This window comes from Enterobacter cloacae complex sp. 277I4, from assembly GCF_050031465.1.
GTDB classification, from domain to species: Bacteria; Pseudomonadota; Gammaproteobacteria; order Enterobacterales; family Enterobacteriaceae; genus Enterobacter; species Enterobacter cloacae.
Window position 1 is genome coordinate 3,803,698 of record NZ_JBLGWC010000001.1, and the last position, 26,137, is coordinate 3,829,834.

Sequence of the window (26,137 nt, forward strand, 5' to 3'; positions counted from 1 at the left end):
CCATGGTTCTATCAGAGGTTAGTTATGAATACCGTATGTGCCAACTGTCAGGCTCTTAACCGCATTCCGGACGCTCGGATCGAGGATGGTGCGAAATGCGGGCGTTGTGGCCATGAGTTGTTTGATGGCGATGTGATTAACGCTACAGGTGCTACGCTGGACAAACTCCTCAAGGACGATCTCCCGGTGGTTGTCGATTTCTGGGCACCATGGTGTGGCCCGTGCCGTAACTTCGCGCCAATCTTCGAAGATGTCGCCGAAGAGCGCAGCGGGAAGATGCGTTTTGTGAAGGTGAATACGGAGGCAGAACGCGAGCTCAGCGCCCGTTTTCGTATTCGTAGCATTCCGACCATCATGATTTTCAAAAATGGTGAAGTCATCGACATGCTCAACGGCGCAGTACCCAAAGCGCCTTTCGAGAGCTGGTTGAACGAGTCGCTGTAACATTCACGGGGCACATCTTGTGCCCCGTTCCCGCCTCTGCGAAAATGGGGTTTTTCCTGCCCTTTCGCCCATGACTGATAACGCTGTACTTCAATTACGCGCCGAACGCCTTGCCCGCGCGACTCGCCCTTTTCTCGCTCGTGGCAACCGCATCCGTCGCTGCCAGCGCTGCCTGCTGCCGTTAAAAGTGTGCCTGTGCGACACGCTGGAACCGGCCACGGCGGAAAGCCGTTTTTGCCTGGTCATGTTTGATACCGAACCGATGAAACCCAGCAATACGGGCCGTCTGATCGCCGATATTCTGCCTGATACGGCCGCGTTTCAGTGGTCGCGAACGGAGCCTCCTCAGGCCCTGCTCGACTTAGTGGCAAGCCCGGACTATCAGCCGATGGTCGTTTTCCCCGCCTCCTATGCAGGCGCCGACCGTCAGGTACTGTCAGCCCCACCATCCGGAAAACCACCGCTGTTTATTATGCTGGATGGCACCTGGACAGAAGCGCGGAAAATGTTCCGTAAAAGTCCTTACCTTGACGCGCTGCCGATCATTTCTGTCGACCTCTCTCGCGTATCGGCCTACCGCTTACGTGAAGCCCATGCCGAGGGACAATACTGCACCGCCGAAGTGGCGATCGCACTGCTGGATTTAGCGGGTGATACCGAGGCGGCTGCCGCGCTGGGCAGCCATTTCTCCCGTTTTCGCGAACGCTATCTGGCGGGAAAAACCGTTCATAAGGGCAGTGTCACAGCAACCGGGACAGAAAACGTTTAAAATCATCAGGTCGCTTGCATTCACAGGAGGCCTGCATGAGCCAGCGAGGGTTAGAAGCGCTACTACGTCCTAAATCCATAGCCGTTATCGGCGCATCAATGAAACCGGATCGCGCTGGCTATCTGATGATGCGCAACCTGCTGGCTGGCGGATTTAATGGCCCCGTTATGCCCGTTACACCGGCCTATAAGGCCGTTCAGGGGGTGCTTGCGTGGCCTGATGTGCAGAGCCTGCCTTTCGTACCCGATTTGGCCGTACTTTGTACAAATGCGAAACGTAACCCGGAACTGCTGGAATCGCTCGGCAAGAAAGGGTGTAAGACCTGCATTATCCTCTCATCTCCTCCTGAACAGCAGCCCGAGCTTCTGGCGTGCGCCAGCCGCTATCAAATGCGTATTCTCGGGCCGAACAGTCTGGGGCTGCTCGCCCCCTGGCAAGGACTGAATGCCAGCTTTTCTCCAGTGCCGATCCGTAAAGGCAAACTTGCTTTTATTTCGCAGTCGGCTGCGGTATCGAACACAATCCTTGACTGGGCGCAGCAGCGTGAGATGGGGTTCTCCTACTTCATCGCCCTGGGTGACAGCCTGGATATCGACGTGGATGAACTGCTGGATTTTCTGGCGCGTGACAGCAAAACCAGTGCGATCCTGCTTTATCTTGAACACCTCAGCGACGCCCGTCGTTTTGTGTCGGCATCGCGCAGCGCGTCACGTAATAAACCCATCCTGGTCATCAAGAGCGGACGCAGCCCTGCAGCACAGAGCCTGCTGCATTCCCACTCCGGGATGGATCCCGCCTGGGATGCGGCTATCCAGCGCGCGGGTTTACTGCGGGTACAGGACACGCACGAACTTTTTTCCGCCGTCGAGACGTTGAGTCATATGCGTCCGTTGCGCGGAGAGAAATTAATGATCGTCAGTAACGGTGCAGCTCCGGCGGCGCTGGCGCTGGACGAACTGTGGTTACGTAATGGCAAGCTGGCCACGCTCGGTGAAGAGACGCTTCAGCGCCTGAGAGAGGCTTTACCCATCAGCGTTGCCCCCGGGAATCCCCTTGATCTACGCGATGATGCCAGTAGCGATCGCTATATCAAAGCCATTTCTATTTTGCTGGATAGTCAGGATTTCGATGCGCTGATGATTATCCACTCCCCCAGCGCGGTCGCTCCTGGCAGTGGGAGCGCGCGAGCCCTCATTGAAGCAGTGCGTAACCATCCGCGTGGTAAATACGTCACTCTGCTCACCAACTGGTGCGGTGAGTTCTCCTCTCAGGAGGCACGGCGACTGTTCAGCGAAGCGGGGTTGCCAACGTACCGTACCCCGGAAGGGACTATTACCGCCTTTATGCATATGGTGGAGTACCGTCGTAACCAGAAACAGTTGCGTGAAACCCCAGCATTGCCCGGCAATCTGACGGCAAATTCCGTCGACGTTCACCGGCTGTTGCAACAGGCTATCGATGAAGGTGCGACATCGCTGGACACTCACGAAGTGCAACCCATTCTTGGTAGCTATGGGATGCAGACGCTGCCCACCTGGATCGCCAGCGACAGCGCGGAAGCAGTACATATTGCCGAACAGATTGGTTATCCGGTCGCCCTTAAGCTTCGCTCACCGGATATTCCCCACAAGTCCGATGTGCAGGGGGTAATGCTGTATCTTCGAACCGCGGCTGAAGTTCAGCAAGCGGCAGATGCTATTTTCGACCGCGTAAAAATGGCCTGGCCTCAGGCCAGGATCCACGGACTGCTGGTGCAAAGCATGGCGAACCGCGCGGGCGCACAGGAACTGCGGGTGGTTGTTGAGCACGATCCGGTTTTTGGCCCGCTCATCATGCTGGGAGAAGGTGGCGTGGAATGGCGCCCTGAAGAACAAGCCGTGGTGGCCTTACCGCCGTTGAACATGAACCTTGCTCGCTATCTGATTATTCAGGCCATCAAAAGCAAAAAAATCCGTGGCCGGAGCGCCCTGCGTCCGCTCGACATTGCGGGGTTAAGCCAGTTCCTGGTGCAGGTCTCAAACCTGATAGTCGATTGCGCGGAGATCCAGCGGCTGGACATTCATCCTCTGCTCGCCTCCGGCAATGAGTTCACGGCGCTGGACGTCACCCTGGATATCGCGCCATTCGAAGGCGACAGAGAGAGCCGTCTGGCGATCCGTCCTTATCCTCTGCAACTGGAAGAGTGGGTGGAGATGAAGAACGGTGAGCGTTCGCTGTTTCGCCCCATTTTGCCGGAAGACGAACCGCAACTGCGGACGTTTATCTCTCAGGTCACGAAAGAGGATCTTTACTATCGCTACTTCAGCGAAATCAACGAATTTACCCATGATGATTTAGCCAATATGACCCAGATCGACTACGATCGAGAAATGGCCTTTGTCGCCGTTCGTCGTTCCGAAAACGGTGATGAGATCCTTGGCGTGACGCGTGCTATTTCAGATCCGGATAACGTCGATGCGGAGTTTGCCGTACTGGTGCGCTCCGATCTTAAAGGCCTGGGCCTTGGGCGGCGGCTACTGGAAAAACTCATCAGTTATACGCGCGATCACGGATTGTTACGCCTGAATGGCATTACTATGCCAAACAATCGCGGTATGGTGACCCTGGCGCGAAAACTCGGTTTTGACGTTGATATTCAGCTGGACGAGGGTATTGTTGCCCTCTCCCTCACTCTGAAATCGCCGGATAAACCCGAGTAAGCTACTGGAAATGTTACCCACTTTGGACGGGACTGGTGGTATCATTGTCCGCTTATGTTGTTTGCATGGTACAGACAACCCTTCAATGAACAGAGAAGAAACGCACTGTGATGTTGTCAAAATTTAAGCGTAATAAACATCAACAACACCTTGCTCAACTACCGAAGATTTCTCAGTCAGTTGATGATGTAGAGTTCTTTTACGCTCCCGCTCATTTTCGGGAGACGCTTCTGGAAAAGATTGCCAGCGCCACACGACGCATTTGCATTGTGGCACTCTATCTTGAACAAGATGAAGGTGGCCGCGCGATCCTGAATGCGCTTTACGAAGCCAAGCGTCAGCGTCCTGAACTGGATGTTCGCGTGCTGGTTGACTGGCACCGCGCTCAGCGTGGCCGCATTGGCGCTGCTGCTTCAAATACAAACGCAGACTGGTATTGCCGCACGGCGCAGGAAAATCCTGGCGTTGATGTCCCTGTTTACGGGGTGCCGGTGAATACCCGTGAAGCGCTTGGCGTACTCCATTTCAAAGGGTTCATCATCGATGACAGCGTGCTTTATAGTGGCGCGAGTCTGAATGATGTTTACCTTCATCAGCTCGATAAGTATCGCTACGACCGCTACCATCTGATCCGTAATTCGCAGATGGCCGACATCATGTTTAACTGGGTGGATAAGCATCTGGTACATGGCCGTGGTGTGAATCGCCTTGACGATCCTCATCGCCCGAAAAGCCCGGAAATCAAAAACGACGTTCGCGCGTTCCGCCAGGAGCTGCGCGATGCGGTTTATCATTTCCAGGGCGATGCAAACAACGAAGAGTTGTCCGTTACACCTCTGGTGGGCTTAGGCAAATCCAGCCTGCTGAACAAAACGATTTTCCATCTGATGCCGTGCGCAGAGCAGAAGCTCACTATCTGTACGCCGTACTTTAACCTTCCCGCCGTGCTGGTGCGCAATATCATTCAGCTGCTGCGCGACGGTAAAAAAGTGGAAATTATTGTCGGTGATAAAACGGCTAATGACTTTTTCATTCCTGAAGATCAACCCTTCAAAATCATCGGCGCCCTGCCCTACCTTTATGAGATTAACCTGCGTCGTTTCCTCAGTCGCTTACAGTATTACGTAAACACCGACCAGCTGGTGGTGCGTCTCTGGAAAGATGAAGATAACAGCTATCATCTCAAAGGAATGTGGGTTGATGATGAATGGATGCTGCTGACCGGCAACAACCTGAACCCTCGTGCCTGGCGTCTGGATCTGGAAAACGCAATTCTGATCCACGATCCACAACATGAGCTGGCCGCGCAGCGTGAACGTGAACTGGAACTTATTCGTACACATACGACGGTGGTTCGTCATTACCGCGAGCTACAGAGCATTGCCGATTATCCGGTGAAGGTTCGTAAGCTTATTCGCCGTTTGCGTCGCATCCGTATCGATCGTCTTATCAGCCGTATTCTGTAATATCCAGGCCCTGCCACCCGCAGGGCTTTTTTATGGAGCTGTTGATGCGTCTTCTTCTGTTAGTCATGACCCTCTGTTTAACCGGCTGTAGCCATATGGCGAACGATAGTTGGTCCGGCCAGGATAAAGCGCAACACTTCCTCGCATCCGCGATGTTGTCCGCTGCCGGTAATGAGTACGCCCAGCACCAGGGGTATAGCCGGGATCGTAGTGCGGCAATCGGCCTGATGTTCTCAGTCAGTCTTGGGGCATCTAAAGAATTATGGGATAGCCGCCCCTCAGGGAGCGGCTGGAGCTGGAAAGATTTTGCCTGGGATGTTGCCGGTGCCACGACCGGCTATGCCGTGTGGCAGATGGCGCATTATTAAAGACGAATACCTTTCCCTTTGCGATGCAGCATCAGGGATACGATAAAGGCCAGCGCCCCCATGATCGTCACATACCAGAAGAATGTCGTTTCGCTTCCCCATGATTTCAGGGACAGCGCAACGTACTCCGCCGAACCACCAAACAGGGCATTGGCAACCGCATAAGAAAGCCCTACTCCCAAAGCACGCACCTGTGCCGGGAACATCTCGGCCTTGAGTATCCCGCTGATCGAGGTGTAGAAACTCACAATCACCATCGCCAGCATCACCAGTGCAAATGCGGCATAAGGTGATGAGACATGCTGAAGCGCAGTCAAAATGGGGACGGTACATAAGGCGGACATGCCACCAAAAATCAACATTGATGTGCGACGGCCGATCTTATCTGAGAGCGCACCAATTAGCGGCTGTATCAGCATAAAGACGAACAGCGCGGCGGTCATGATGACGCTGGCGACGTTGGCGTGCATTCCCGTGGTATTCACCAGATACTTTTGCATGTAGGTGGTAAAAGTATAAAAACTGAGTGAACCACCGGCGGTGAAACCGAGAACCATCAGGAAAGCTTTGCGGTTTCGCCACAGTCCTTTAAACGATCCCGCTTCCTTCAGCGCCCTGACCTCTTTTTGCGAGGTTTCGTCTAACTGACGGCGCAGCCAAAGCGCCACGATCGCCAGTGCAGCTCCCATCGCGAAAGGAATTCGCCATCCCCATTCATGAAGCTGGCTGTCTGTGAGGATCTGCTGCAGGATCACGACAACCAGAATGGCCAGCAGTTGACCGCCGATGAGCGTGACATACTGGAAAGAGGCGTAAAAACCCTTCCGACCTTCAAGTGCAATTTCACTCATGTACGTGGCGCTGGTGCCGTACTCTCCCCCAACGGAGAGTCCCTGGAATAAACGAGCCAGCAATAAAAGGGCGGGCGCCCAGGTTCCAATAGCGTCATACCCCGGCAGACAGGCGATGATAAGGGAACCAAAACACATCATGCAGACCGAGATCAGCATGGAGGTTTTACGCCCGCGACGGTCTGCGATACGGCCAAATAACCAGCCACCAATCGGCCGCATTAAGAATCCTGCTGCAAATACACCTGCCGTTTGCAGTAGCTGCGTTGTGGTGTTTCCTGACGGGAAGAAAATATGTGCGAAGTAAAGTGAACAGAATGAGTAGACGTAAAAGTCGAACCATTCAACCAGGTTACCGGATGAGGCACTAACAATTGCCCATACCCTTCTTCGGGTATCACTGGCAACCAGCGTCCCGTTCGATGTAATGCTTTCGGTCATTATGATTATACTCCTGCCATAAACAACGGCATGTTGAGCTCTGAAGGAACTCAATACCTTGTAAATTAAATGTTATTATTTTGTTATAAATAACATTGCGAGGGAGATCACAAATTTCGTTAGCAAGGTAAGTTCCGGAGAAAGCCCAGGAGGGGAATGGTGCGGTCTGATGCCCTCTTCCGCAGGGAGAGCGTGAGAGTGAGGGAGAAAACAAAAGCAAAAAACCCCGCACCTTACGGTACGGGGTTCTTCTTATTTAATGCCTGGCAGTTCCCTACTCTCACATGGGGAGACCCCACACTACCATCGGCGCTACGGCGTTTCACTTCTGAGTTCGGCATGGGGTCAGGTGGGACCACCGCGCTAAAGCCGCCAGGCAAATTCTGTTAATCTGTATCAGGCTGAAAATCTGTCTCTTCGCCAAAACATCTTCGGCGTTGTAAGGTTAAGCCTCACGGTTCATTAGTATCGGTTAGCTCAACGCATCGCTGCGCTTACACACCCGACCTATCAACGTCGTCGTCTTCAACGTTCCTTCAGGAGACTTTAAGTCTCAGGGAGAACTCATCTCGGGGCAAGTTTCGTGCTTAGATGCTTTCAGCACTTATCTCTTCCGCATTTAGCTACCGGGCAGTGCCATTGGCATGACAACCCGAACACCAGTGATGCGTCCACTCCGGTCCTCTCGTACTAGGAGCAGCCCCCCTCAATTCTCCAGCGCCCACGGCAGATAGGGACCGAACTGTCTCACGACGTTCTAAACCCAGCTCGCGTACCACTTTAAATGGCGAACAGCCATACCCTTGGGACCTACTTCAGCCCCAGGATGTGATGAGCCGACATCGAGGTGCCAAACACCGCCGTCGATATGAACTCTTGGGCGGTATCAGCCTGTTATCCCCGGAGTACCTTTTATCCGTTGAGCGATGGCCCTTCCATTCAGAACCACCGGATCACTATGACCTGCTTTCGCACCTGCTCGAGCCGTCACTCTCGCAGTCAAGCTAGCTTATGCCATTGCACTAACCTCCTGATGTCCGACCAGGATTAGCTAACCTTCGTGCTCCTCCGTTACTCTTTGGGAGGAGACCGCCCCAGTCAAACTACCCACCAGACACTGTCCGCAACCCGGATTACGGGTCTACGTTAGAACACCAGCCATTAAAGGGTGGTATTTCAAGGACGGCTCCACGCAGACTGGCGTCCACGCTTCAAAGCCTCCCACCTATCCTACACATCAAGGACCAGTGTTCAGTGTCAAGCTATAGTAAAGGTTCACGGGGTCTTTCCGTCTTGCCGCGGGTACACTGCATCTTCACAGCGAGTTCAATTTCACTGAGTCTCGGGTGGAGACAGCCTGGCCATCATTACGCCATTCGTGCAGGTCGGAACTTACCCGACAAGGAATTTCGCTACCTTAGGACCGTTATAGTTACGGCCGCCGTTTACCGGGGCTTCGATCAAGAGCTTCGCGTTACCGCTAACCCCATCAATTAACCTTCCGGCACCGGGCAGGCGTCACACCGTATACGTCCACTTTCGTGTTTGCACAGTGCTGTGTTTTTAATAAACAGTTGCAGCCAGCTGGTATCTTCGACTGATTTCAGCTCCACCCGCAGGGGCTTCACCTACATATCAGCGTGCCTTCTCCCGAAGTTACGGCACCATTTTGCCTAGTTCCTTCACCCGAGTTCTCTCAAGCGCCTTGGTATTCTCTACCTGACCACCTGTGTCGGTTTGGGGTACGATTTCGTGTTACCTGATGCTTAGAGGCTTTTCCTGGAAGCAGGGCATTTGTTACTTCAGCACCGTAGTGCCTCGTCATCACACCTCAGCGTTAAAAGGTACCGGATTTACCTGGAACCTCCGCCTACATGCTTAAACCGGGACAACCGTCGCCCGGCTAACATAGCCTTCTCCGTCCCCCCTTCGCAGTAACACCAAGTACAGGAATATTAACCTGTTTCCCATCGACTACGCCTTTCGGCCTCGCCTTAGGGGTCGACTCACCCTGCCCCGATTAACGTTGGACAGGAACCCTTGGTCTTCCGGCGAGCGGGCTTTTCACCCGCTTTATCGTTACTTATGTCAGCATTCGCACTTCTGATACCTCCAGCAACCCTCACAGGCCACCTTCAACGGCTTACAGAACGCTCCCCTACCCAACAACACATAGTGTCGCTGCCGCAGCTTCGGTGCATGGTTTAGCCCCGTTACATCTTCCGCGCAGGCCGACTCGACCAGTGAGCTATTACGCTTTCTTTAAATGATGGCTGCTTCTAAGCCAACATCCTGGCTGTCTGGGCCTTCCCACATCGTTTCCCACTTAACCATGACTTTGGGACCTTAGCTGGCGGTCTGGGTTGTTTCCCTCTTCACGACGGACGTTAGCACCCGCCGTGTGTCTCCCGTGATAACATTCTTCGGTATTCGTAGTTTGCATCGGGTTGGTAAGCCGGGATGGCCCCCTAGCCGAAACAGTGCTCTACCCCCGAAGATGAGTTCACGAGGCGCTACCTAAATAGCTTTCGGGGAGAACCAGCTATCTCCCGGTTTGATTGGCCTTTCACCCCCAGCCACAGGTCATCCGCTAATTTTTCAACATTAGTCGGTTCGGTCCTCCAGTTAGTGTTACCCAACCTTCAACCTGCCCATGGCTAGATCACCGGGTTTCGGGTCTATACCCTGCAACTTAACGCCCAGTTAAGACTCGGTTTCCCTTCGGCTCCCCTATACGGTTAACCTTGCTACAGAATATAAGTCGCTGACCCATTATACAAAAGGTACGCAGTCACACCACGAAGGTGCTCCCACTGCTTGTACGTACACGGTTTCAGGTTCTTTTTCACTCCCCTCGCCGGGGTTCTTTTCGCCTTTCCCTCACGGTACTGGTTCACTATCGGTCAGTCAGGAGTATTTAGCCTTGGAGGATGGTCCCCCCATATTCAGACAGGATACCACGTGTCCCGCCCTACTCTTCGAGTTCACAGCCTGTGCATTTTCGTGTACGGGACTTTCACCCTGTACCGTGCGACTTTCCAGACGCTTCCACTAACACACAAGCTGATTCAGACTCTGGGCTGCTCCCCGTTCGCTCGCCGCTACTGGGGGAATCTCGGTTGATTTCTTTTCCTCGGGGTACTTAGATGTTTCAGTTCCCCCGGTTCGCCTCGTTAACCTATGTATTCAGTTAACGATAGTGTGACGAATCACACTGGGTTTCCCCATTCGGACATCGCCGGGTCAAGGGTTCATATCACCTCGCCGGCGCTTTTCGCAGATTAGCACGTCCTTCATCGCCTCTGACTGCCAGGGCATCCACCGTGTACGCTTAGTCGCTTAACCTCACAACCCGAAGATGTTTCACTTCTGATTGCGAAAATTTGAGAGACTCGAACACACCATTAAAGATGTGTCGTTTCAATTTTCAGCTTGATCCAGATTTTTAAAGAGCAAATATCTCAAACATGACTCGCAAGTCAGTTTTGAGATATGACGGCAGGTGACTTTCACTCACGAACCAGCAAGTGGCGTCCCCTAGGGGATTCGAACCCCTGTTACCGCCGTGAAAGGGCGGTGTCCTGGGCCTCTAGACGAAGGGGACGTACAGTCTCAATCGCAAGACGCCTTGCTATTTACTTTTCATCAGACAATCTGTGTGAGCACTGCAAAGGCAGGTTCTTTAAGGTAAGGAGGTGATCCAACCGCAGGTTCCCCTACGGTTACCTTGTTACGACTTCACCCCAGTCATGAATCACAAAGTGGTAAGCGCCCTCCCGAAGGTTAAGCTACCTACTTCTTTTGCAACCCACTCCCATGGTGTGACGGGCGGTGTGTACAAGGCCCGGGAACGTATTCACCGTAGCATTCTGATCTACGATTACTAGCGATTCCGACTTCATGGAGTCGAGTTGCAGACTCCAATCCGGACTACGACGCACTTTATGAGGTCCGCTTGCTCTCGCGAGGTCGCTTCTCTTTGTATGCGCCATTGTAGCACGTGTGTAGCCCTGGTCGTAAGGGCCATGATGACTTGACGTCATCCCCACCTTCCTCCAGTTTATCACTGGCAGTCTCCTTTGAGTTCCCGGCCTAACCGCTGGCAACAAAGGATAAGGGTTGCGCTCGTTGCGGGACTTAACCCAACATTTCACAACACGAGCTGACGACAGCCATGCAGCACCTGTCTCACAGTTCCCGAAGGCACCAATCCATCTCTGGAAAGTTCTGTGGATGTCAAGACCAGGTAAGGTTCTTCGCGTTGCATCGAATTAAACCACATGCTCCACCGCTTGTGCGGGCCCCCGTCAATTCATTTGAGTTTTAACCTTGCGGCCGTACTCCCCAGGCGGTCGATTTAACGCGTTAGCTCCGGAAGCCACGCCTCAAGGGCACAACCTCCAAATCGACATCGTTTACGGCGTGGACTACCAGGGTATCTAATCCTGTTTGCTCCCCACGCTTTCGCACCTGAGCGTCAGTCTTTGTCCAGGGGGCCGCCTTCGCCACCGGTATTCCTCCAGATCTCTACGCATTTCACCGCTACACCTGGAATTCTACCCCCCTCTACAAGACTCCAGCCTGCCAGTTTCGAATGCAGTTCCCAGGTTGAGCCCGGGGATTTCACATCCGACTTGACAGACCGCCTGCGTGCGCTTTACGCCCAGTAATTCCGATTAACGCTTGCACCCTCCGTATTACCGCGGCTGCTGGCACGGAGTTAGCCGGTGCTTCTTCTGCGGGTAACGTCAATTGCTGTGGTTATTAACCACAACACCTTCCTCCCCGCTGAAAGTACTTTACAACCCGAAGGCCTTCTTCATACACGCGGCATGGCTGCATCAGGCTTGCGCCCATTGTGCAATATTCCCCACTGCTGCCTCCCGTAGGAGTCTGGACCGTGTCTCAGTTCCAGTGTGGCTGGTCATCCTCTCAGACCAGCTAGGGATCGTCGCCTAGGTGAGCCGTTACCCCACCTACTAGCTAATCCCATCTGGGCACATCTGATGGCAAGAGGCCCGAAGGTCCCCCTCTTTGGTCTTGCGACGTTATGCGGTATTAGCTACCGTTTCCAGTAGTTATCCCCCTCCATCAGGCAGTTTCCCAGACATTACTCACCCGTCCGCCACTCGTCACCCGAGAGCAAGCTCTCTGTGCTACCGTTCGACTTGCATGTGTTAGGCCTGCCGCCAGCGTTCAATCTGAGCCATGATCAAACTCTTCAATTTAAAAGTTTGATGCTCAATGAATTAAACTTCGTAATGAATTACGTGTTCACTCGTTGAGACTTGGTATTCATTTTTCGTCTTGCGACGTTAAGAATCCATGTCACTTTGAGTGCCCACACAGATTGTCTGATAAATTGTTAAAGAGCAGTGCCGCTTCGTTTTCGCTGCGGCGCGGGGTGTGCATATTACGCTTTCCCGCTTCAGAGTCAAGCGTTTAATTTGCTTTTCTCTGCTGACCCGGCGGCGTGTGTGCCGTTGTTCCGTGTCAGTGGAGGCGCATTATAGGGAGTAATTCTGAAGCTGCAAGGATAAAGTGAAAATTATTTACTGACTGCTCACTTTCCAGGCAAATTACATCCCAGACCTCAATTCTGGCCTGGTTTTTAAACAAAAACGAGCCGCAAGCGGCTCGTTTTTGCGTTTTGTGACTTACTGCACTGCCACAATTCGGTCCTCGTTGGCTTCCAGACGGATAACTTTGCCCGGAACCAGTTCGCCTGACAGTATCTGCTGCGCCAGCGGGTTTTCGATCTGCTGCTGGATAGCACGTTTCAACGGACGTGCCCCGTAAACCGGATCGTAACCATTTTCGCTCAGCAGTTTCAGCGCATCGTCAGAGATGTGAATTTCATATCCACGCTCTTCCAGACGTTTGTACAGACGCTGCAGCTGGATCTGTGCAATCGACGCAATGTGTTTCTCACCCAGAGGATGGAATACCACCACTTCATCGATACGGTTGATGAACTCCGGACGGAAGTTATGGCTAACCACACCCAGAACCAGATCCTTCATATGGCTGTAATCCAGTTCACCGAAACGTTCCTGAATCAAATCGGAACCCAGGTTCGATGTCATGATCACGACCGTATTACGGAAATCCACCGTTCTCCCCTGCCCGTCGGTCAGACGACCATCATCCAGGACCTGCAGCAGAATATTGAACACATCCGGGTGCGCTTTTTCCACTTCGTCCAGCAGGATGACGGAATAAGGGCGACGGCGTACCGCTTCTGTCAGGTAACCACCTTCTTCATAACCGACATATCCCGGAGGCGCACCCACCAGACGTGAAACGGAGTGTTTCTCCATAAACTCGGACATGTCGATACGCACCATCGCATCGTCGCTGTCGAACATAAAGTTAGCCAGCGCCTTACACAGCTCGGTTTTCCCCACCCCGGTAGGGCCCAGGAACAGGAACGAACCAATCGGACGATTAGGATCAGACAATCCGGCGCGGCTACGACGGATGGCGTTAGAAACCGCTTCAACCGCCTCGTCCTGGCCAATCACGCGCTGATGCAGATCCTGCTCCATGCGCAGCAGTTTATCGCGTTCGCTTTCCATCATGCGTGCTACCGGAATACCGGTCCAGCGCGCCAGCACCTCTGCAATTTCCGCATCCGTTACTTTGTTACGTAACAGACGCATTGTTTTGCCTTCAGACTGCGTCGCAATCTCAAGCTGTTTCTCCAGCTCAGGGATTTTGCCGTACTGCAACTCTGACATTCGCGCCAGGTCACCCACACGACGCGCCTGCTCAATGGCAATTTTTGCCTGTTCGAGTTCAGCCTTAATGGTCTGAGTGCCAGAGAGTGACGCTTTCTCTGCCTTCCACTCTTCTTCTAACTCAGAATACTGGCGCTCTTTATCGTCCAGTTCCTCATTGAGCATATCGAGGCGTTTTTTACTGGCTTCATCAGACTCTTTCTTGAGTGCCTGCTGTTCCAGTTTGAGCTGAATGATACGACGGTCGAGTCTGTCCAACTCTTCCGGCTTCGAGTCTATCTGCATACGAATGCTGGATGCGGCCTCATCGATAAGGTCGATCGCTTTATCCGGTAACTGACGGTCGGCGATATAACGATGCGAAAGCGTCGCTGCCGCAACAATCGCCGGGTCAGTGATCTGCACATGGTGGTGCAGCTCATAACGTTCTTTCAGACCACGCAGGATCGCGATGGTATCTTCCACGCTTGGTTCCGCGACAAACACCTTCTGGAAACGACGTTCAAGTGCAGCATCTTTTTCGATGTACTGACGGTACTCGTCCAGCGTCGTGGCACCCACACAGTGAAGTTCACCGCGTGCCAGTGCAGGTTTCAGCATGTTCCCGGCATCCATCGCGCCGTCTGCTTTACCGGCACCGACCATGGTGTGTAACTCATCGATAAACAGAATGACATTGCCTTCCTGTTTTGCCAGATCGTTAAGCACGCCTTTCAGACGCTCTTCGAATTCACCGCGATACTTCGCCCCGGCCACCAGCGCCCCCATATCCAGTGCCAGTACACGGCGGCCTTTCAGCCCTTCCGGTACTTCACCGTTTACAATACGCTGCGCCAGCCCTTCAACGATGGCGGTTTTACCGACGCCCGGTTCACCAATCAGCACCGGGTTGTTTTTGGTACGGCGCTGCAGAACCTGAATAGTACGGCGAATTTCTTCATCACGGCCGATCACCGGGTCAAGTTTACCCTGCTCAGCACGCTCGGTCAGATCGACCGTAAATTTTTTCAAAGCCTGACGTTGGTCTTCGGCTCCCTGATCGTTCACGCTTTCACCCCCACGCATTTTCTCAATCGCCTGAGTCACATTGGCCGTGGTTGCGCCGGCAGTTTTCAGCAGGTCGGTCAGGGTACCGCGTGATTCAAGCGCCGCCAGAACAAACAGTTCCGACGAAATAAAGTTGTCCCCACGTTTTTGCGCCAGCTTGTCGCAAAGGTTCAGCACCCGCACCAGATCCTGGGACGGCTGAACGTCGCCGCCGGTACCTTCTACCTGCGGTAAACGGCTCAGTGCCTGATCGATGGCAGTGCGTAACTGGCCAGCATTAATGCCAGCAGACGTTAATAATGGACGTACCGATCCCCCTTCCTGATTCAGCAAGGCGCTCATTAAATGAAGAGGTTCGATGAATTGGTTGTCGTGCCCCAGTGCAAGGGACTGGGCATCGGCGAGAGCAAGCTGGAATTTATTAGTAAGACGATCCAGACGCATAACTCCTCCCATAACAGGTCAAATTTGCTACTGGAGATTAAATGAGGTCATCCCTCAATTATTCAAGGTTAATGACCTGAATTATGTGAAAAGAAAACGGCACGTGCCGGATCGTCTTGATTCTTTAGGTTATATCAGCCAAATAAAACTTGCCATACGCCCCGTCGTCTTGTCGCGGCGATAAGAGAAGAAATCACCCTTTTCGGTGAACGTACAGCGGTCACCGCCGAAGATCTGCGTCACCTTGACATTATTCAGACGCTGACGTGCAAGCTGATAAATATCGGCCAGATATTTTTCCCCCACGGGTTCGAAAGCGTTAACGGCTTGCGGATCTTTTGCCATAAACGCTTCACGAACCTCTGGGCCCACCTCGAATGCCTGAGGACCAATTGCCGGGCCAAGCCAGGCAATGATATTTGCAGGATCGTCTTTGAAGCAGGCGACGGTCTCTTCCAGCACGCCTTCACACAGACCACGCCAGCCCGCATGAGCAGCCGCAACCTCGGTACCCGCACGGTTACAAAACAGCACCGGCAGACAATCGGCTGTCATCACCGCGCATACTGTTCCCGGCGTATCGCTGTAGGAGGCATCGGCACGTTTAGACGCGTAGGGTTCTCCCGTCAACTTCAGCACGGCTTTACCGTGAACCTGCTCAAGCCACACCGGTTTAGACGGTAAGTTGCCCGCAGCAAACAGCCGCGAGCGGTTTTCTTCAACGTGTTCCAGGTTGTCGCCGCAGTGTGCGCCAAGGTTCAAAGACGCCCACGCCCCCTGGCTTACTCCGCCAACGCGGGTTGAACTGCAGGCAGCCACACCTTCAGGCAGTGGCCACTCCGGAACAATCAGTTTGGTCATAACCAGTCCACTTGATCTTTGTGTTCTTCAAAATCCGCGCGCATGGCGTCAATAAGCTCCACCATATCCTGCGGGATCGGCGCATGCCATTCCATTTGAATCCCTGAAATAGGGTGATAAAGTCGCAGCATGGTGGCGTGCAGCGCCTGACGATCAAACTTGCGCAGTACGCTAATGAACTCGTCCGATGCCCCTTTTGGGGGACGCGGACGACCACCGTAAACCTGATCCCCCACCAGCGGATGGGTGATGTGCGCCATATGCACGCGGATCTGGTGGGTACGACCGGTCTCCAGACGCAGACGCAGACGCGTATGAATGCGGAAATGTTCCATAATGCGATAGTGCGTTACCGCCGGTTTACCCATCGGATGCACCGACATATGAGTACGTTTGGTAGGGTGACGGCTGATCGGCTCATCAACCGTACCGCCAGCAGTCATATGGCCAATAGCCACGGCTTCATATTCGCGGGTGATCTCACGCAGCTGCAGTGATTCCACCAGGCGAGTCTGGGCAGGTACGGTCTTTGCCACCACCATCAGACCGGTGGTGTCTTTATCCAGACGATGCACGATACCGGCACGCGGTACATCAGCAATCGGCGGATAATAATGGAGAAGTGCGTTAAGTACCGTACCGTCAGGATTCCCCGCTCCCGGATGAACAACCAGGTCGCGCGGCTTGTTAATCACCAGAATGTCATCATCTTCATAGACGATGTCCAGTGGGATATCCTGTGGCTCGAAGCGGATTTCCTCTTCGATTTCAGCATTGATGGCGACAGCTTCCCCACCTAACACTTTCTCTTTCGGTTTGTCCCAGACTTTACCGTTTACCAGCACGCGCTGGTCAAGAATCCATTCTTTTATGCGTGAACGCGAATAATCAGGGAACAATTCGGCCAAAGCTTGATCTAAGCGTTGACCGAGCTGATTTTCGGAGACTGTTGCGGTGAGTTCTACTCGTTGTGCCATAAACTGCTTCTTCGTTTAACGTTGGGTTTTACGGCTTTGCCGTTTAATATAGTGTGCTATTGTAGCTGGTCTTAATCGGGAGCAGGAACAGAGTTTCTCCCGGACAAACATTTGAGGAAAGTCAAAACGTCATGACGCGCATGAAATATCTGGTGGCAGCGGCCACGTTGAGCCTGGCTTTGGTGGGCTGCTCCGGTTCAAATGAACAGGTCCCTGACAATCCGCCGAATGAAATCTATGCGACTGCACAACAAAAGTTGCAGGACGGTAACTGGAAACAGGCGATAACGCAACTGGAAGCGTTGGATAATCGCTATCCATTTGGTCCGTATTCGCAGCAGGTACAGTTAGATCTCATCTACGCATACTATAAAAATGCCGATCTGCCGCTGGCTCAGGCAACCATCGATCGTTTCATGCGTCTGAACCCGACTCATCCTAACATCGACTATGTAATGTACATGCGCGGTCTGACCAACATGGCGCTGGATGACAGTGCCCTGCAGGGCTTCTTCGGTGTGGATCGCTCCGACCGTGACCCGCAGCATGCGCGTGATGCGTTCAACGACTTTTCCAAACTGGTGCGCGGCTATCCGAACAGTCAGTACGTGACCGACGCCACCAAACGTCTGGTGTTCCTGAAAGACCGTCTGGCGAAATACGAATACTCGGTTGCTGAATACTACACCCGCCGTGGCGCATGGGTTGCCGTGGTTAACCGTGTAGAAGGAATGCTGCGTGATTATCCGGATACGCAGGCGACCCGCGACGGCCTGAAGCTGATGGAAAATGCTTACCGCCAGATGCAGATGACCGCACAGGCAGACAAGGTAGCAAAAATCATCGCCGCGAACAGCAGCAACACCTGATAGCGACGTCAAAGCAAAACGGCAGCCCGCGGGCTGCCGTTTTTTTATTCAATTCAGACAAAGCTGAAGCGGTTTAGCTTCAACACATCCTATCAACTATGACCGCAATTTTTGCCTTCGACAAGGTAAATCTCACCTCTTCCTGCCCTGCCTCACAAAAAAGATTCCCTGACAAAAACCGACAAAATAACGTGATCTAAATCACACATTTTGACATTAGGACAGGTATGCTGGAATCACCAAGACGGAAAGACAAGAGGTAAAATTTATGACAATGAACATTACCAGCAAACAAATGGAAATTACCCCGGCAATTCGCCAGCACGTCGCAGACCGTCTCGCCAAACTGGATAAATGGCAAACACACTTGATTAATCCACATATCATCCTGTCTAAGGAGCCGCAGGGTTTCATCGCTGACGCAACTATCAATACTCCAAACGGCCATCTGGTCGCCAGCGCAAAACACGAGGATATGTACACCGCTATTAACGATTTGATCAACAAGCTGGAACGGCAGCTCAATAAAGTGCAGCACAAAGGTGAAGCCCGTCGCGCCACGACCTCGGTGAAAGACGCCAGCTTCGCGGAAGAAGTTGAAGAAGAGTAATCCTTTAAATTGAGTTTACCGCCAACGCGCCTTCGGGCGCGTTTTTTATTGACAGGGTGAAAACAGTACGGGTACTTTAACGTTATCAACCACAGGATGATTTCATGAAATTGACGCCGTTTTTCTTCGCATTCTTTTTTACCTTCCCCTGAACGGGAGGCGTTTCGTCGTGTGATAAAGAATGCGAAGACGAACAACAAGGCCTCCCACACCGGGAGGCCTTTTTTATTGATAACGATAAAACGAGACAGACAACACTATGACACCGGAAAACCCGTTACTGGATCTGCGAGTAAAAATCAGCGCGCTGGATGAAAAATTACTGGCACTTCTGGCTGAACGCCGCGCGCTCGCCATCGAAGTGGGTAAAGCCAAACTGGACTCCCACCGTCCGGTACGTGATATCGACCGCGAACGCGACCTGCTGGAACGTCTGATTCAACTCGGCAAAGCCCATCACCTTGACGCACATTACATCACCCGTTTGTTCCAGCTCATCATCGAAGACTCTGTTCTGACCCAGCAAGCGCTGTTGCAGCAGCATCTGAATAAAACCAACCCGCACTCTGCCCGCATCGCGTTTCTTGGCCCTAAGGGCTCCTACTCCCATCTGGCTGCCCGCCAGTACGCTGCACGTCATTTTGAAGAGTTCATTGAGAGCGGCTGCGCAAAGTTCGCCGATATTTTCAATCAGGTGGAAACCGGCCAGGCGGATTACGCCGTCGTGCCGATTGAGAACACCAGTTCCGGTGCCATCAACGACGTGTACGATTTGCTGCAACACACCAGCCTGTCGCTGGTTGGGGAGCTGACAATCCCTATCGATCACTGCGTGCTGGTCTCTGGCTCAACCGATTTGAGCACCATCGAGACGGTCTACAGCCATCCGCAGCCGTTCCAGCAGTGCAGTCAGTTCCTCAACCGTTATCCGAACTGGAAAATTGAGTACACCGAAAGCACCTCCGCAGCGATGGAAAAAGTCGCCCAGGCAAACTCCCCTACCGTCGCGGCGCTGGGCAGCGAGGCGGGCGGTGCGCTGTATGGTCTCCAGGTTCTGGAACGTAACCTGGCAAACCAGACGCAAAATATTACCCGCTTCATCGTGCTGGCACGCAAAGCCATCAATGTCTCTGATCAGGTGCCCGCCAAAACCACCCTGTTGATGGCAACCGGGCAGCAGGCTGGCGCACTGGTTGAAGCGCTGCTGGTACTGCGTAACCACAATCTGATCATGACCCGACTCGAATCGCGCCCGATTCACGGCAATCCGTGGGAAGAGATGTTCTATCTCGACATTCAGGCCAACCTGGAATCGCCGTCCATGCAGAAAGCCCTGCGCGAACTGAGCGAAATCACCCGTTCAATGAAGGTGCTGGGCTGTTATCCGAGCGAAAACGTGGTACCGGTTGACCCAAGCTAACGTTCGATAAACCGGCTTTTCTTCATCCCTGCCACACTGACCGGCAGGGTGAAGATAGCGCCGGAGAGGGGATATTGCGCCACCTCCTGCGCATCCATATTTTCCCGCGTGGTCGTGATAAACAGCGTTTTCATATCGTCACCGCCAAAGCAGACCATCGTTGGGCAACGGACCGGCATACGGTACTCTTCCAGTTGCTCTCCCTGAGGTGAAAAGCGCGCGATGCGCCAGCCATCAAACAGCGCACTCCAGTAACAGCCTTCCACGTCCATCGCGGCACCGTCAGGAATCCCTTCGCCGTCGTTGAACCGGCGGAATACCTCCCGTTTACCGGGTTCCCCCTGCTCATCCAGCGGGGTACGGTAGATAACGCCGTTTGGCGTATCAGAGGTAAACATCCACCGATGGTCGGGGCTGAATGCCAGACCATTGTGGCCATGAATGTCGCACTGGATAACTTTTGGCGTCAGATCGTTATCAATGCGCATCAGCAGCGCCCCGTTGTAATCGTAATCACCCGGTGCCCAGAAGGTCCCGGCGTAGAACTGGCCCCGGTGATCGGTTCCCCCATCATTGAAACGCGCAAGCTGCGGATTCGACGGGTTATCACAGACTTTGCGCTGCAGCAGGCCGTGTTTATCGGAAAGCCAGATGCCGCTTCGCATCGCGACGATAAAGCCGCCGCGTTCGCGCAGGGCGAAACACCCCACCTCTTCGTGGAAAGAGAGCACGGTGTGTTCCGCCGTGGGTAAATGATAACGGTGGATCTCACCTTCAAGAATATCCGCCCAGTAAAGCGCATTTTCCTCTGCACTCCACGTCGGGCATTCGGGCAGATGCCCGGTGTAGTTCAACAGCAGCTGCGGTTCGGCCATGACAGTTCCCCAAAATGAAAAAAGCCAGCAATGCTGGCTTTCAGTATATACATCATCGCATTACTGGCGACTGTCATTTGCCTGACGCAACAGCGTGCGGCTCTCGCTCTGGAAACGTTGCGCGTAATCGCCAAACCAGTGTTCGACCTTACGGAAGCTGTCGATAAACGCCTGCTTGTCGCCGTGCTCCAGCAGCGTAATGGCTTCGCCAAATCGCTGGTAGTAACGCTTAATCAGTGCCAGGTTGTTCTCAGACGACATAATAATGTCGGCGTAAAGCTGGGGATCCTGAGCAAACAGACGCCCTACCATCGCCAGCTCCAGACGATAGATAGGCGAAGAGAGTGCCAATAACTGCTCAAGCTGCACATTCTCTTCCGCCAGATGCAGCCCATAGGCAAAGGTCGCAAAGTGGCGCAGCGCCTGGATGAACGCCATGTTCTGATCGTGTTCAACCGCGCTGATGCGGTGCAGCCGCGCGCCCCAAACCTGAATCTGTTCCAGGAACCACTGGTAGGCTTCCGGCTGACGACCATCGCAGTAGACCACCACCTGTTTCGCCAGGCTGCCGCTGTCCGGGCCAAACATAGGATGTAGCCCCAGGACCGGCCCCGTGTGCGCAGCCAGCATTGCCTGCAGCGGACCATTTTTCACGGACGCTAAATCCACCAGGATGCAATCTGCAGGTAGCGGAGGAAGCTTCGCAATGATCTGCTCCGTCACGTGAATCGGCACGCTGACAATGACCATTCCGGCATCTTTCATCAGCTCCGGCGCTTTTGCCCAGTCCTCTTTTTCCAGGATACGCACCTGATAGCCAGACAGGGTCAGCATTTTTTCAAACAGCCGCCCCATCTGACCCGCCCCGCCCACAATAACGACCGGGCGCAGGGACGGGCAAAGGGTTTTGAAGCCTTTATCGTTTTCGCTGGAGTAGGACTCCCGCATCACACGACGCAAGACATCTTCAATCAAATCCGGCGAGACGCCCAGCGCCTGGGCCTCTTTACGACGGGAAGCCAGCATGGAGGCCTCGCGCTCCGGAACGTAAATCGGCAGGCCATATTTGCTTTTGACCTCACCCACCTCGGCAACCAGCGCCATACGGCGCGCTAACAGATCCAGCAGCGCCTTATCCACTTCATCAATTTGATCGCGTAATGCGGTCAATTCAGCAACCATACCTAACCTCTTAAGCCAGACGCGTCGCCAGCTGGCCGTTTATATCTTTGTGGATCTCACGCAGCAGCGCATCGGTGGTTTCCCAGCTGATGCAGGCATCCGTCACGGACACACCGTACTTCATTGCGCTGCGCGGTTGTTCAGATGATTGATTGCCTTCATGAATATTGCTCTCAATCATCAGACCGATAATAGAACGGTTGCCGTCTTTGATTTGTGCGACCACCGATTCCGCCACCGCAGGCTGACGACGGTAATCTTTGTTCGAATTACCATGACTGCAATCTACCATCAGTGCCGGGCGCAGTCCCGCCTGCTCCATCTCTTTTTCACACTGTGCCACATCTGCCGGGCTGTAGTTTGGCGCTTTACCGCCACGCAGGATCACATGACCGTCCGGATTACCCTGCGTCTGCAGGAGACAAACCTGGCCCGCCTGGTTAATACCTACAAAGCGATGCGGCATAGCCGCGGCGCGCATGGCGTTGATCGCCGTGGCAAGGCTACCGTCGGTCCCGTTTTTAAAACCAACCGGCATCGACAGACCAGACGCCATTTCACGGTGGGTTTGTGATTCCGTAGTACGCGCACCAATCGCAGACCAGCTAAACAGATCGCCCAGGTACTGCGGGCTGTTCGGATCCAGCGCTTCGGTTGCCAGTGGCAGCCCCATGCTGACCAGCTCAACCAGCAGGCGACGCGCAATCTTCAGACCGGCTTCCACATCAAACGAGCCATCCATGTGCGGATCGTTAATCAACCCTTTCCAGCCAACGGTGGTACGTGGCTTCTCAAAATAGACGCGCATCACCAGGTAGAGGCTATCGCTGACCTCCTCCGCTAATGCTTTAAATCGACGAGCGTACTCAATGGCGGTTTCAGGATCGTGAATGGAACAAGGACCACATACCACCAGCAGACGCGGATCGCGGCCAGCGATAATGTCAGAAATGGTCTGGCGCGAGTGCTCAATTTGAGCCTCCTGCGTGGCGCTCAGCGGGAACTCCGCTTTCAGTTGATCCGGTGTAATCAAAACCTGTTCGTCAGTGATATGTACGTTGTTCAGCGCGTCTTTTTGCATGATGGCGATCCTGTAAAGCTCGTTTGCGATAGGTGTTTTCCTCGAAGAGGTGAAACAACGATACCACAACAAGTAAAGATTTCAATCCAAAATACGTACACTTTACTTTACAAAAGCCATTTTACTGCAAAAATCAGCCGACAAAATCGTAAACATAAAATTACACCCCCACTTTCTTTTGCCAGGCTATGCTGAAGAAAAAAGGAGAATGGCTATGCGTTCAATCGCTCTGATGCTGTTGTCGCTGTTTTTATCGGGCTGTGAGATCAACCCTTATACCTTCCAGCCCGACTGGACTAGTCCCAGCTGGTTTGATGCGGGTAAAGAAGACGCCATGAATGGTCTGCCGGTTAAAGATAATCAGACGCTGGCCGATAGTTTTAACGACCCGCAGGTTGATCGTAGTGAATATCTTCGTGGCTACGCCGACGGACAGAAAAAAGTGTGTGAGGAAGGTTTTATTCACGCCTGGGGGGTAGCAGGTAAATCTTTCCCGGCCAGTTGTGATACTGTTGAAAACGCAGCAAAACTGCATGAATCATGGCAACAAGGAATGGATGAAAGTATGCGTTCCAGCAGACTTAATTAAGCCGTTTTTTATACGCCGGAATATATACAACTGTAGGATTTAGCTTAGGTCGTACTCAGTACATTTCTGACATAATGACGGCTTTGATAAACAATGGTATTCTGCCGACAACTCGTAAGGACATCTATTTTCCAGAGCGGTATGGCGGATTCTGGTGAGAAATTCATTCTTGATCTCTTTGTTCCGACTCACTCTGGTGCTAATGCTGTTCTTTATGGTGGGCCCAGCACCGGCAGCCACGTTCACGGAAACCGATAAATCGGTACGTTCGATTGTATCGGGTATTGTGAGCTATACCCGATGGCCGTCACTTTCCGGGCAACCTAAACTCTGCGTTTATGCCTCATCTCACTACACGCAAGCACTGAGCAGCGAAGAGGGGCAAAGCGAGTTACCTTATACTCCCGTCATTGTACGTAACGATCAGGAAGCCCTGTCCGCGACGTGTGATGCTATTTATTTCGGGGCTGAATCGCCTGCAAAACAACTTGAATTAATAAGTCAATATCAGGGCAGAGCATTGCTATTAATCTCAGAGCAGAATCCGGAATGTGTTATTGGCAGTGCATTCTGCCTGATAATCGATCATAACCAGGTCAGATTTTCCGTTAATCTGGATGCATTGACGCGCAGTGGCGTACGCGTCAATCCGGATGTATTAATGCTGGCACGGAATAAGCAGCATGGATAAAGAAATCACTTCAACGCCACGTCCAACGTTTAAAAGCACGTTGAGACGAATCAGCATGATAAGCGTCATCATCACCATGACGTTAATTTGGCTCCTGCTCTGTTTTGCTTCCGTGGTGACATTAAAGCAATACGCCCAAAAAAATCTCGAATTAACCGGCGCAACAATGAGCCACAGCCTTGAAGCCTCACTGGTGTTTAATGATTCGCTGGCGGCTAACGAAACGCTCACCACCCTGGGTAAACAGGGCCAGTTTGCCGTGGCTGAGGTACTTAACGCGCATAAAAAGCGGTTTGCTTACTGGTCCTGGAACCCGGAAGAGAATAACGACACGCTGGGTGCATTGGTTAGCCGCTGGCTGTTCCCCGACCCGGTCGCACAGCCCATCATGCATAACGGTAATGCGATCGGCGAAATTCGCCTGACCGCACGCGATAATCTCATCAGCCATTTCATCTGGTTGTCGTTTGCCGTTCTTACCGGCTGTATTCTTTTTGCCACCGCCGTCGCGCTTACGATTACACAATCTCTGCATCATGGCATGGTCACGGCGCTGCAAAACATCACCGATGTCGTGCATGACGTACGCACCAACCGCAACTTTTCCCGGCGGGTGAAGGATGGTCGCATCGAAGAATTCCACCAGTTTGGCGAAGACTTCAACAGTCTGCTGGATGAAATGGAAGAGTGGCAGCTTAAGCTGCAGGCGAAAAACGCTCAGCTACTGCGTACCGCCATGCACGATCCTCTCACCGGCCTCGCCAATCGGGCGGCGTTTCGTAGCAGCATCGCGGCATTAATGCACGACGCCTCCGCAAAAACCAACACTGCCCTGCTCTTCCTCGACGGTGATAATTTCAAGTTTATTAACGATACCTGGGGACATGCTGCGGGCGATTGCGTCCTGATTGAAGTCGCCCGCCGGATGGTTGAGTTTGGCGATAAGCGTCATCAGTCATACCGCCTTGGCGGTGACGAGTTTGCGATGGTGCTGTACGGCGTACAGTCTGCCGCAGAGGTTCAACAGATTTGTGCTGCGCTGTCGCAGCAGTTTATGCGCCCGTTCGATCTGCATAACGGGCAGACAGCAACGATGTCACTTAGCATTGGCTTTGCTCTGGCGTGGGAAAGTGCCTCTGTGGAAGCATTACTGGAGCAAGCCGACCGCAACATGTACCAGGATAAAAACCAGCGTACAAAAGCAATAACTTAGAAAGGATACGATATGTTAAAGCGATACTTCGCGCCGTTATTTCTCGCTTCGATGGTACTGACGGGTTGTCAGTCACCGCCTGAAGGTAAGTTCTCCCCTGAGCAAATTGCGGCGATGAAGTCATACGGTTTTAACGAACTGAATGGCGACTGGTCTTTGGGCCTGTCAGATACGATCCTGTTTGATAAAAATGACGCCAGACTGCGCCCGGAAAGTGAAGCGCAGATCCGCACCATGGCCTCTCGCCTGGCGGCTACCGGCCTGAAACACGCCCGTATGGATGGCCACACCGATAATTACGGTGAAGAAAGCTACAATGAAGCGCTGTCGTTAAAACGTGCCAATGCGGTGGCTGACGTCTGGGCCAAAGGCGCCAATATCCCGCGCAGCAACCTCACCACGCAGGGATTAGGAAAAAAATATCCGGTTTCCAGCAACAGTACGGCGCAAGGGCGTGCTGAAAACCGTCGGGTCGCGGTGGTCATCAGCACGCCATAGCC

General features: G+C 53.1%; 20 protein-coding genes, 1 tRNA gene, 3 rRNA genes and 1 other annotated feature. Of the genes, 13 read left to right on the forward strand and 11 right to left on the reverse strand.

From position 1 onward, the window contains the following. The first annotated feature begins 24 nt into the window (after positions 1–24). From trxC to ACQG19_RS18505, 5 genes are all read left to right on the forward strand, one after another. Positions 25–444 (forward strand): thioredoxin TrxC, encoded by a 420-nt coding sequence (gene trxC, locus ACQG19_RS18485; protein WP_058678282.1) that lies wholly within the window; start codon positions 25–27, stop codon positions 442–444. Between the two features lie 70 nt (positions 445–514). Beyond that, on the forward strand, positions 515–1,213 hold the full coding sequence (tapT, locus tag ACQG19_RS18490) for a tRNA-uridine aminocarboxypropyltransferase (protein WP_058678283.1): 699 nt from the start codon (positions 515–517) through the stop codon (positions 1,211–1,213). A 35-nt stretch (positions 1,214–1,248) separates the two neighbouring features. Beyond that, on the forward strand, positions 1,249–3,912 hold the full coding sequence (locus tag ACQG19_RS18495) for a bifunctional acetate--CoA ligase family protein/GNAT family N-acetyltransferase (protein ID WP_246932013.1): 2,664 nt from the start codon (positions 1,249–1,251) through the stop codon (positions 3,910–3,912). Positions 3,913–4,022: 110 nt separating this feature from the next. Continuing rightward, complete coding sequence (pssA, locus tag ACQG19_RS18500) at positions 4,023–5,378, forward strand: CDP-diacylglycerol--serine O-phosphatidyltransferase (protein ID WP_029882218.1); 1,356 nt, start codon at positions 4,023–4,025, stop codon at positions 5,376–5,378. Between the two features lie 44 nt (positions 5,379–5,422). After that, a complete protein-coding gene (locus tag ACQG19_RS18505) occupies positions 5,423–5,746 on the forward strand; it encodes a YfiM family lipoprotein (RefSeq protein ID WP_020685902.1) in 324 nt (107 codons plus the stop codon). Here the strand turns inward: ACQG19_RS18505 and ACQG19_RS18510 are convergent. The 8 genes from ACQG19_RS18510 to rluD form a co-directional block, all read right to left on the reverse strand. Continuing rightward, on the reverse strand, positions 5,743–7,038 hold the full coding sequence (locus ACQG19_RS18510; RefSeq protein WP_013098335.1) for an MFS transporter: 1,296 nt from the start codon (positions 7,036–7,038) through the stop codon (positions 5,743–5,745). The genes ACQG19_RS18505 and ACQG19_RS18510 overlap by 4 nt on opposite strands. Before the next feature lie 261 nt (positions 7,039–7,299). Continuing rightward, a 5S ribosomal RNA gene (rrf, locus tag ACQG19_RS18515) occupies positions 7,300–7,415 on the reverse strand. 64 nt (positions 7,416–7,479) lie between these two features. Continuing rightward, a 23S ribosomal RNA gene (locus ACQG19_RS18520) occupies positions 7,480–10,383 on the reverse strand. A 183-nt stretch (positions 10,384–10,566) separates the two neighbouring features. Further along, positions 10,567–10,642, reverse strand: a tRNA-Glu gene (locus tag ACQG19_RS18525). An 84-nt stretch (positions 10,643–10,726) separates the two neighbouring features. Further along, positions 10,727–12,266: ribosomal RNA gene (locus ACQG19_RS18530) — 16S ribosomal RNA — on the reverse strand. Together the 16S, 23S and 5S rRNA genes with 1 tRNA gene alongside form the textbook arrangement of a ribosomal RNA operon. A gap of 429 nt (positions 12,267–12,695) precedes the next feature. Beyond that, entirely contained in the window at positions 12,696–15,269 is a 2,574-nt protein-coding gene (gene clpB / locus ACQG19_RS18535; RefSeq protein WP_038980873.1) for an ATP-dependent chaperone ClpB, read from the reverse strand. A 129-nt stretch (positions 15,270–15,398) separates the two neighbouring features. Continuing rightward, entirely contained in the window at positions 15,399–16,130 is a 732-nt protein-coding gene (gene yfiH, locus ACQG19_RS18540; RefSeq protein WP_023621743.1) for a purine nucleoside phosphorylase YfiH, read from the reverse strand. Then, positions 16,127–17,107, reverse strand: a complete 981-nt coding sequence (rluD, locus tag ACQG19_RS18545) for a 23S rRNA pseudouridine(1911/1915/1917) synthase RluD (RefSeq protein ID WP_029882082.1) — start codon at positions 17,105–17,107, stop codon at positions 16,127–16,129. The genes yfiH and rluD overlap by 4 nt, the downstream gene beginning before the upstream one ends. Positions 17,108–17,238: 131 nt before the next feature. On the opposite strand from rluD, the gene bamD reads away from it, so the two are divergent. The 4 genes from bamD (at position 17,239) to pheA (ending at position 20,006) form a co-directional block, all read left to right on the forward strand. After that, the gene (bamD, locus tag ACQG19_RS18550; RefSeq protein ID WP_013098339.1) at positions 17,239–17,976 is read left to right on the forward strand and encodes an outer membrane protein assembly factor BamD; all 738 of its coding nucleotides are present in this window, start codon (positions 17,239–17,241) and stop codon (positions 17,974–17,976) included. Positions 17,977–18,244: 268 nt separating this feature from the next. Next, a complete protein-coding gene (raiA, locus tag ACQG19_RS18555) occupies positions 18,245–18,586 on the forward strand; it encodes a ribosome-associated translation inhibitor RaiA (protein WP_008502470.1) in 342 nt (113 codons plus the stop codon). A 103-nt stretch (positions 18,587–18,689) separates the two neighbouring features. Further along, positions 18,690–18,815, forward strand: a sequence feature (Phe leader region). Continuing rightward, complete coding sequence (gene pheL, locus ACQG19_RS18560; RefSeq protein ID WP_100249759.1) at positions 18,691–18,738, forward strand: pheA operon leader peptide PheL; 48 nt, start codon at positions 18,691–18,693, stop codon at positions 18,736–18,738. Its footprint overlaps the feature before it by 48 nt. A 30-nt stretch (positions 18,816–18,845) precedes the next feature. Next, positions 18,846–20,006, forward strand: a complete 1,161-nt coding sequence (gene pheA / locus ACQG19_RS18565) for a bifunctional chorismate mutase/prephenate dehydratase (protein WP_013098340.1) — start codon at positions 18,846–18,848, stop codon at positions 20,004–20,006. On the opposite strand, the gene ACQG19_RS18570 is transcribed toward pheA, so the two are convergent. From ACQG19_RS18570 to aroF, 3 genes are read right to left on the reverse strand one after another with little or no spacing between them, the layout of a single operon-like run. After that, positions 20,003–20,881, reverse strand: coding sequence for an SMP-30/gluconolactonase/LRE family protein (locus tag ACQG19_RS18570; protein WP_246932901.1), 879 nt, complete (start codon positions 20,879–20,881; stop codon positions 20,003–20,005). The two genes, pheA and ACQG19_RS18570, sit on opposite strands and share 4 nt — an antisense overlap. Before the next feature lie 60 nt (positions 20,882–20,941). Beyond that, on the reverse strand, positions 20,942–22,063 hold the full coding sequence (tyrA, locus tag ACQG19_RS18575; protein ID WP_013098342.1) for a bifunctional chorismate mutase/prephenate dehydrogenase: 1,122 nt from the start codon (positions 22,061–22,063) through the stop codon (positions 20,942–20,944). A 10-nt stretch (positions 22,064–22,073) separates the two neighbouring features. Then, positions 22,074–23,144: a 3-deoxy-7-phosphoheptulonate synthase AroF gene (gene aroF, locus ACQG19_RS18580; RefSeq protein ID WP_246932902.1), complete on the reverse strand. Its 1,071-nt coding sequence runs from the start codon at positions 23,142–23,144 to the stop codon at positions 22,074–22,076. Between the two features lie 214 nt (positions 23,145–23,358). Between aroF and ACQG19_RS18585 the strand changes: the two genes are divergently transcribed. The 4 genes from ACQG19_RS18585 to ACQG19_RS18600 all read left to right on the forward strand — a co-directional run bounded on the left by ACQG19_RS18585 (position 23,359) and on the right by ACQG19_RS18600 (position 26,135). Beyond that, positions 23,359–23,733: a DUF2799 domain-containing protein gene (locus ACQG19_RS18585; protein ID WP_020690780.1), complete on the forward strand. Its 375-nt coding sequence runs from the start codon at positions 23,359–23,361 to the stop codon at positions 23,731–23,733. A gap of 154 nt (positions 23,734–23,887) precedes the next feature. Continuing rightward, the gene (locus ACQG19_RS18590) at positions 23,888–24,424 is read left to right on the forward strand and encodes a YfiR family protein (RefSeq protein ID WP_028028085.1); all 537 of its coding nucleotides are present in this window, start codon (positions 23,888–23,890) and stop codon (positions 24,422–24,424) included. Beyond that, entirely contained in the window at positions 24,417–25,637 is a 1,221-nt protein-coding gene (dgcN, locus tag ACQG19_RS18595; protein ID WP_246932904.1) for a diguanylate cyclase DgcN, read from the forward strand. Before ACQG19_RS18590 ends, dgcN begins: the two co-directional genes overlap by 8 nt. A gap of 12 nt (positions 25,638–25,649) precedes the next feature. Beyond that, positions 25,650–26,135, forward strand: a complete 486-nt coding sequence (locus ACQG19_RS18600; protein WP_013098347.1) for an OmpA family protein — start codon at positions 25,650–25,652, stop codon at positions 26,133–26,135. Positions 26,136–26,137: the final 2 nt, after the last annotated feature.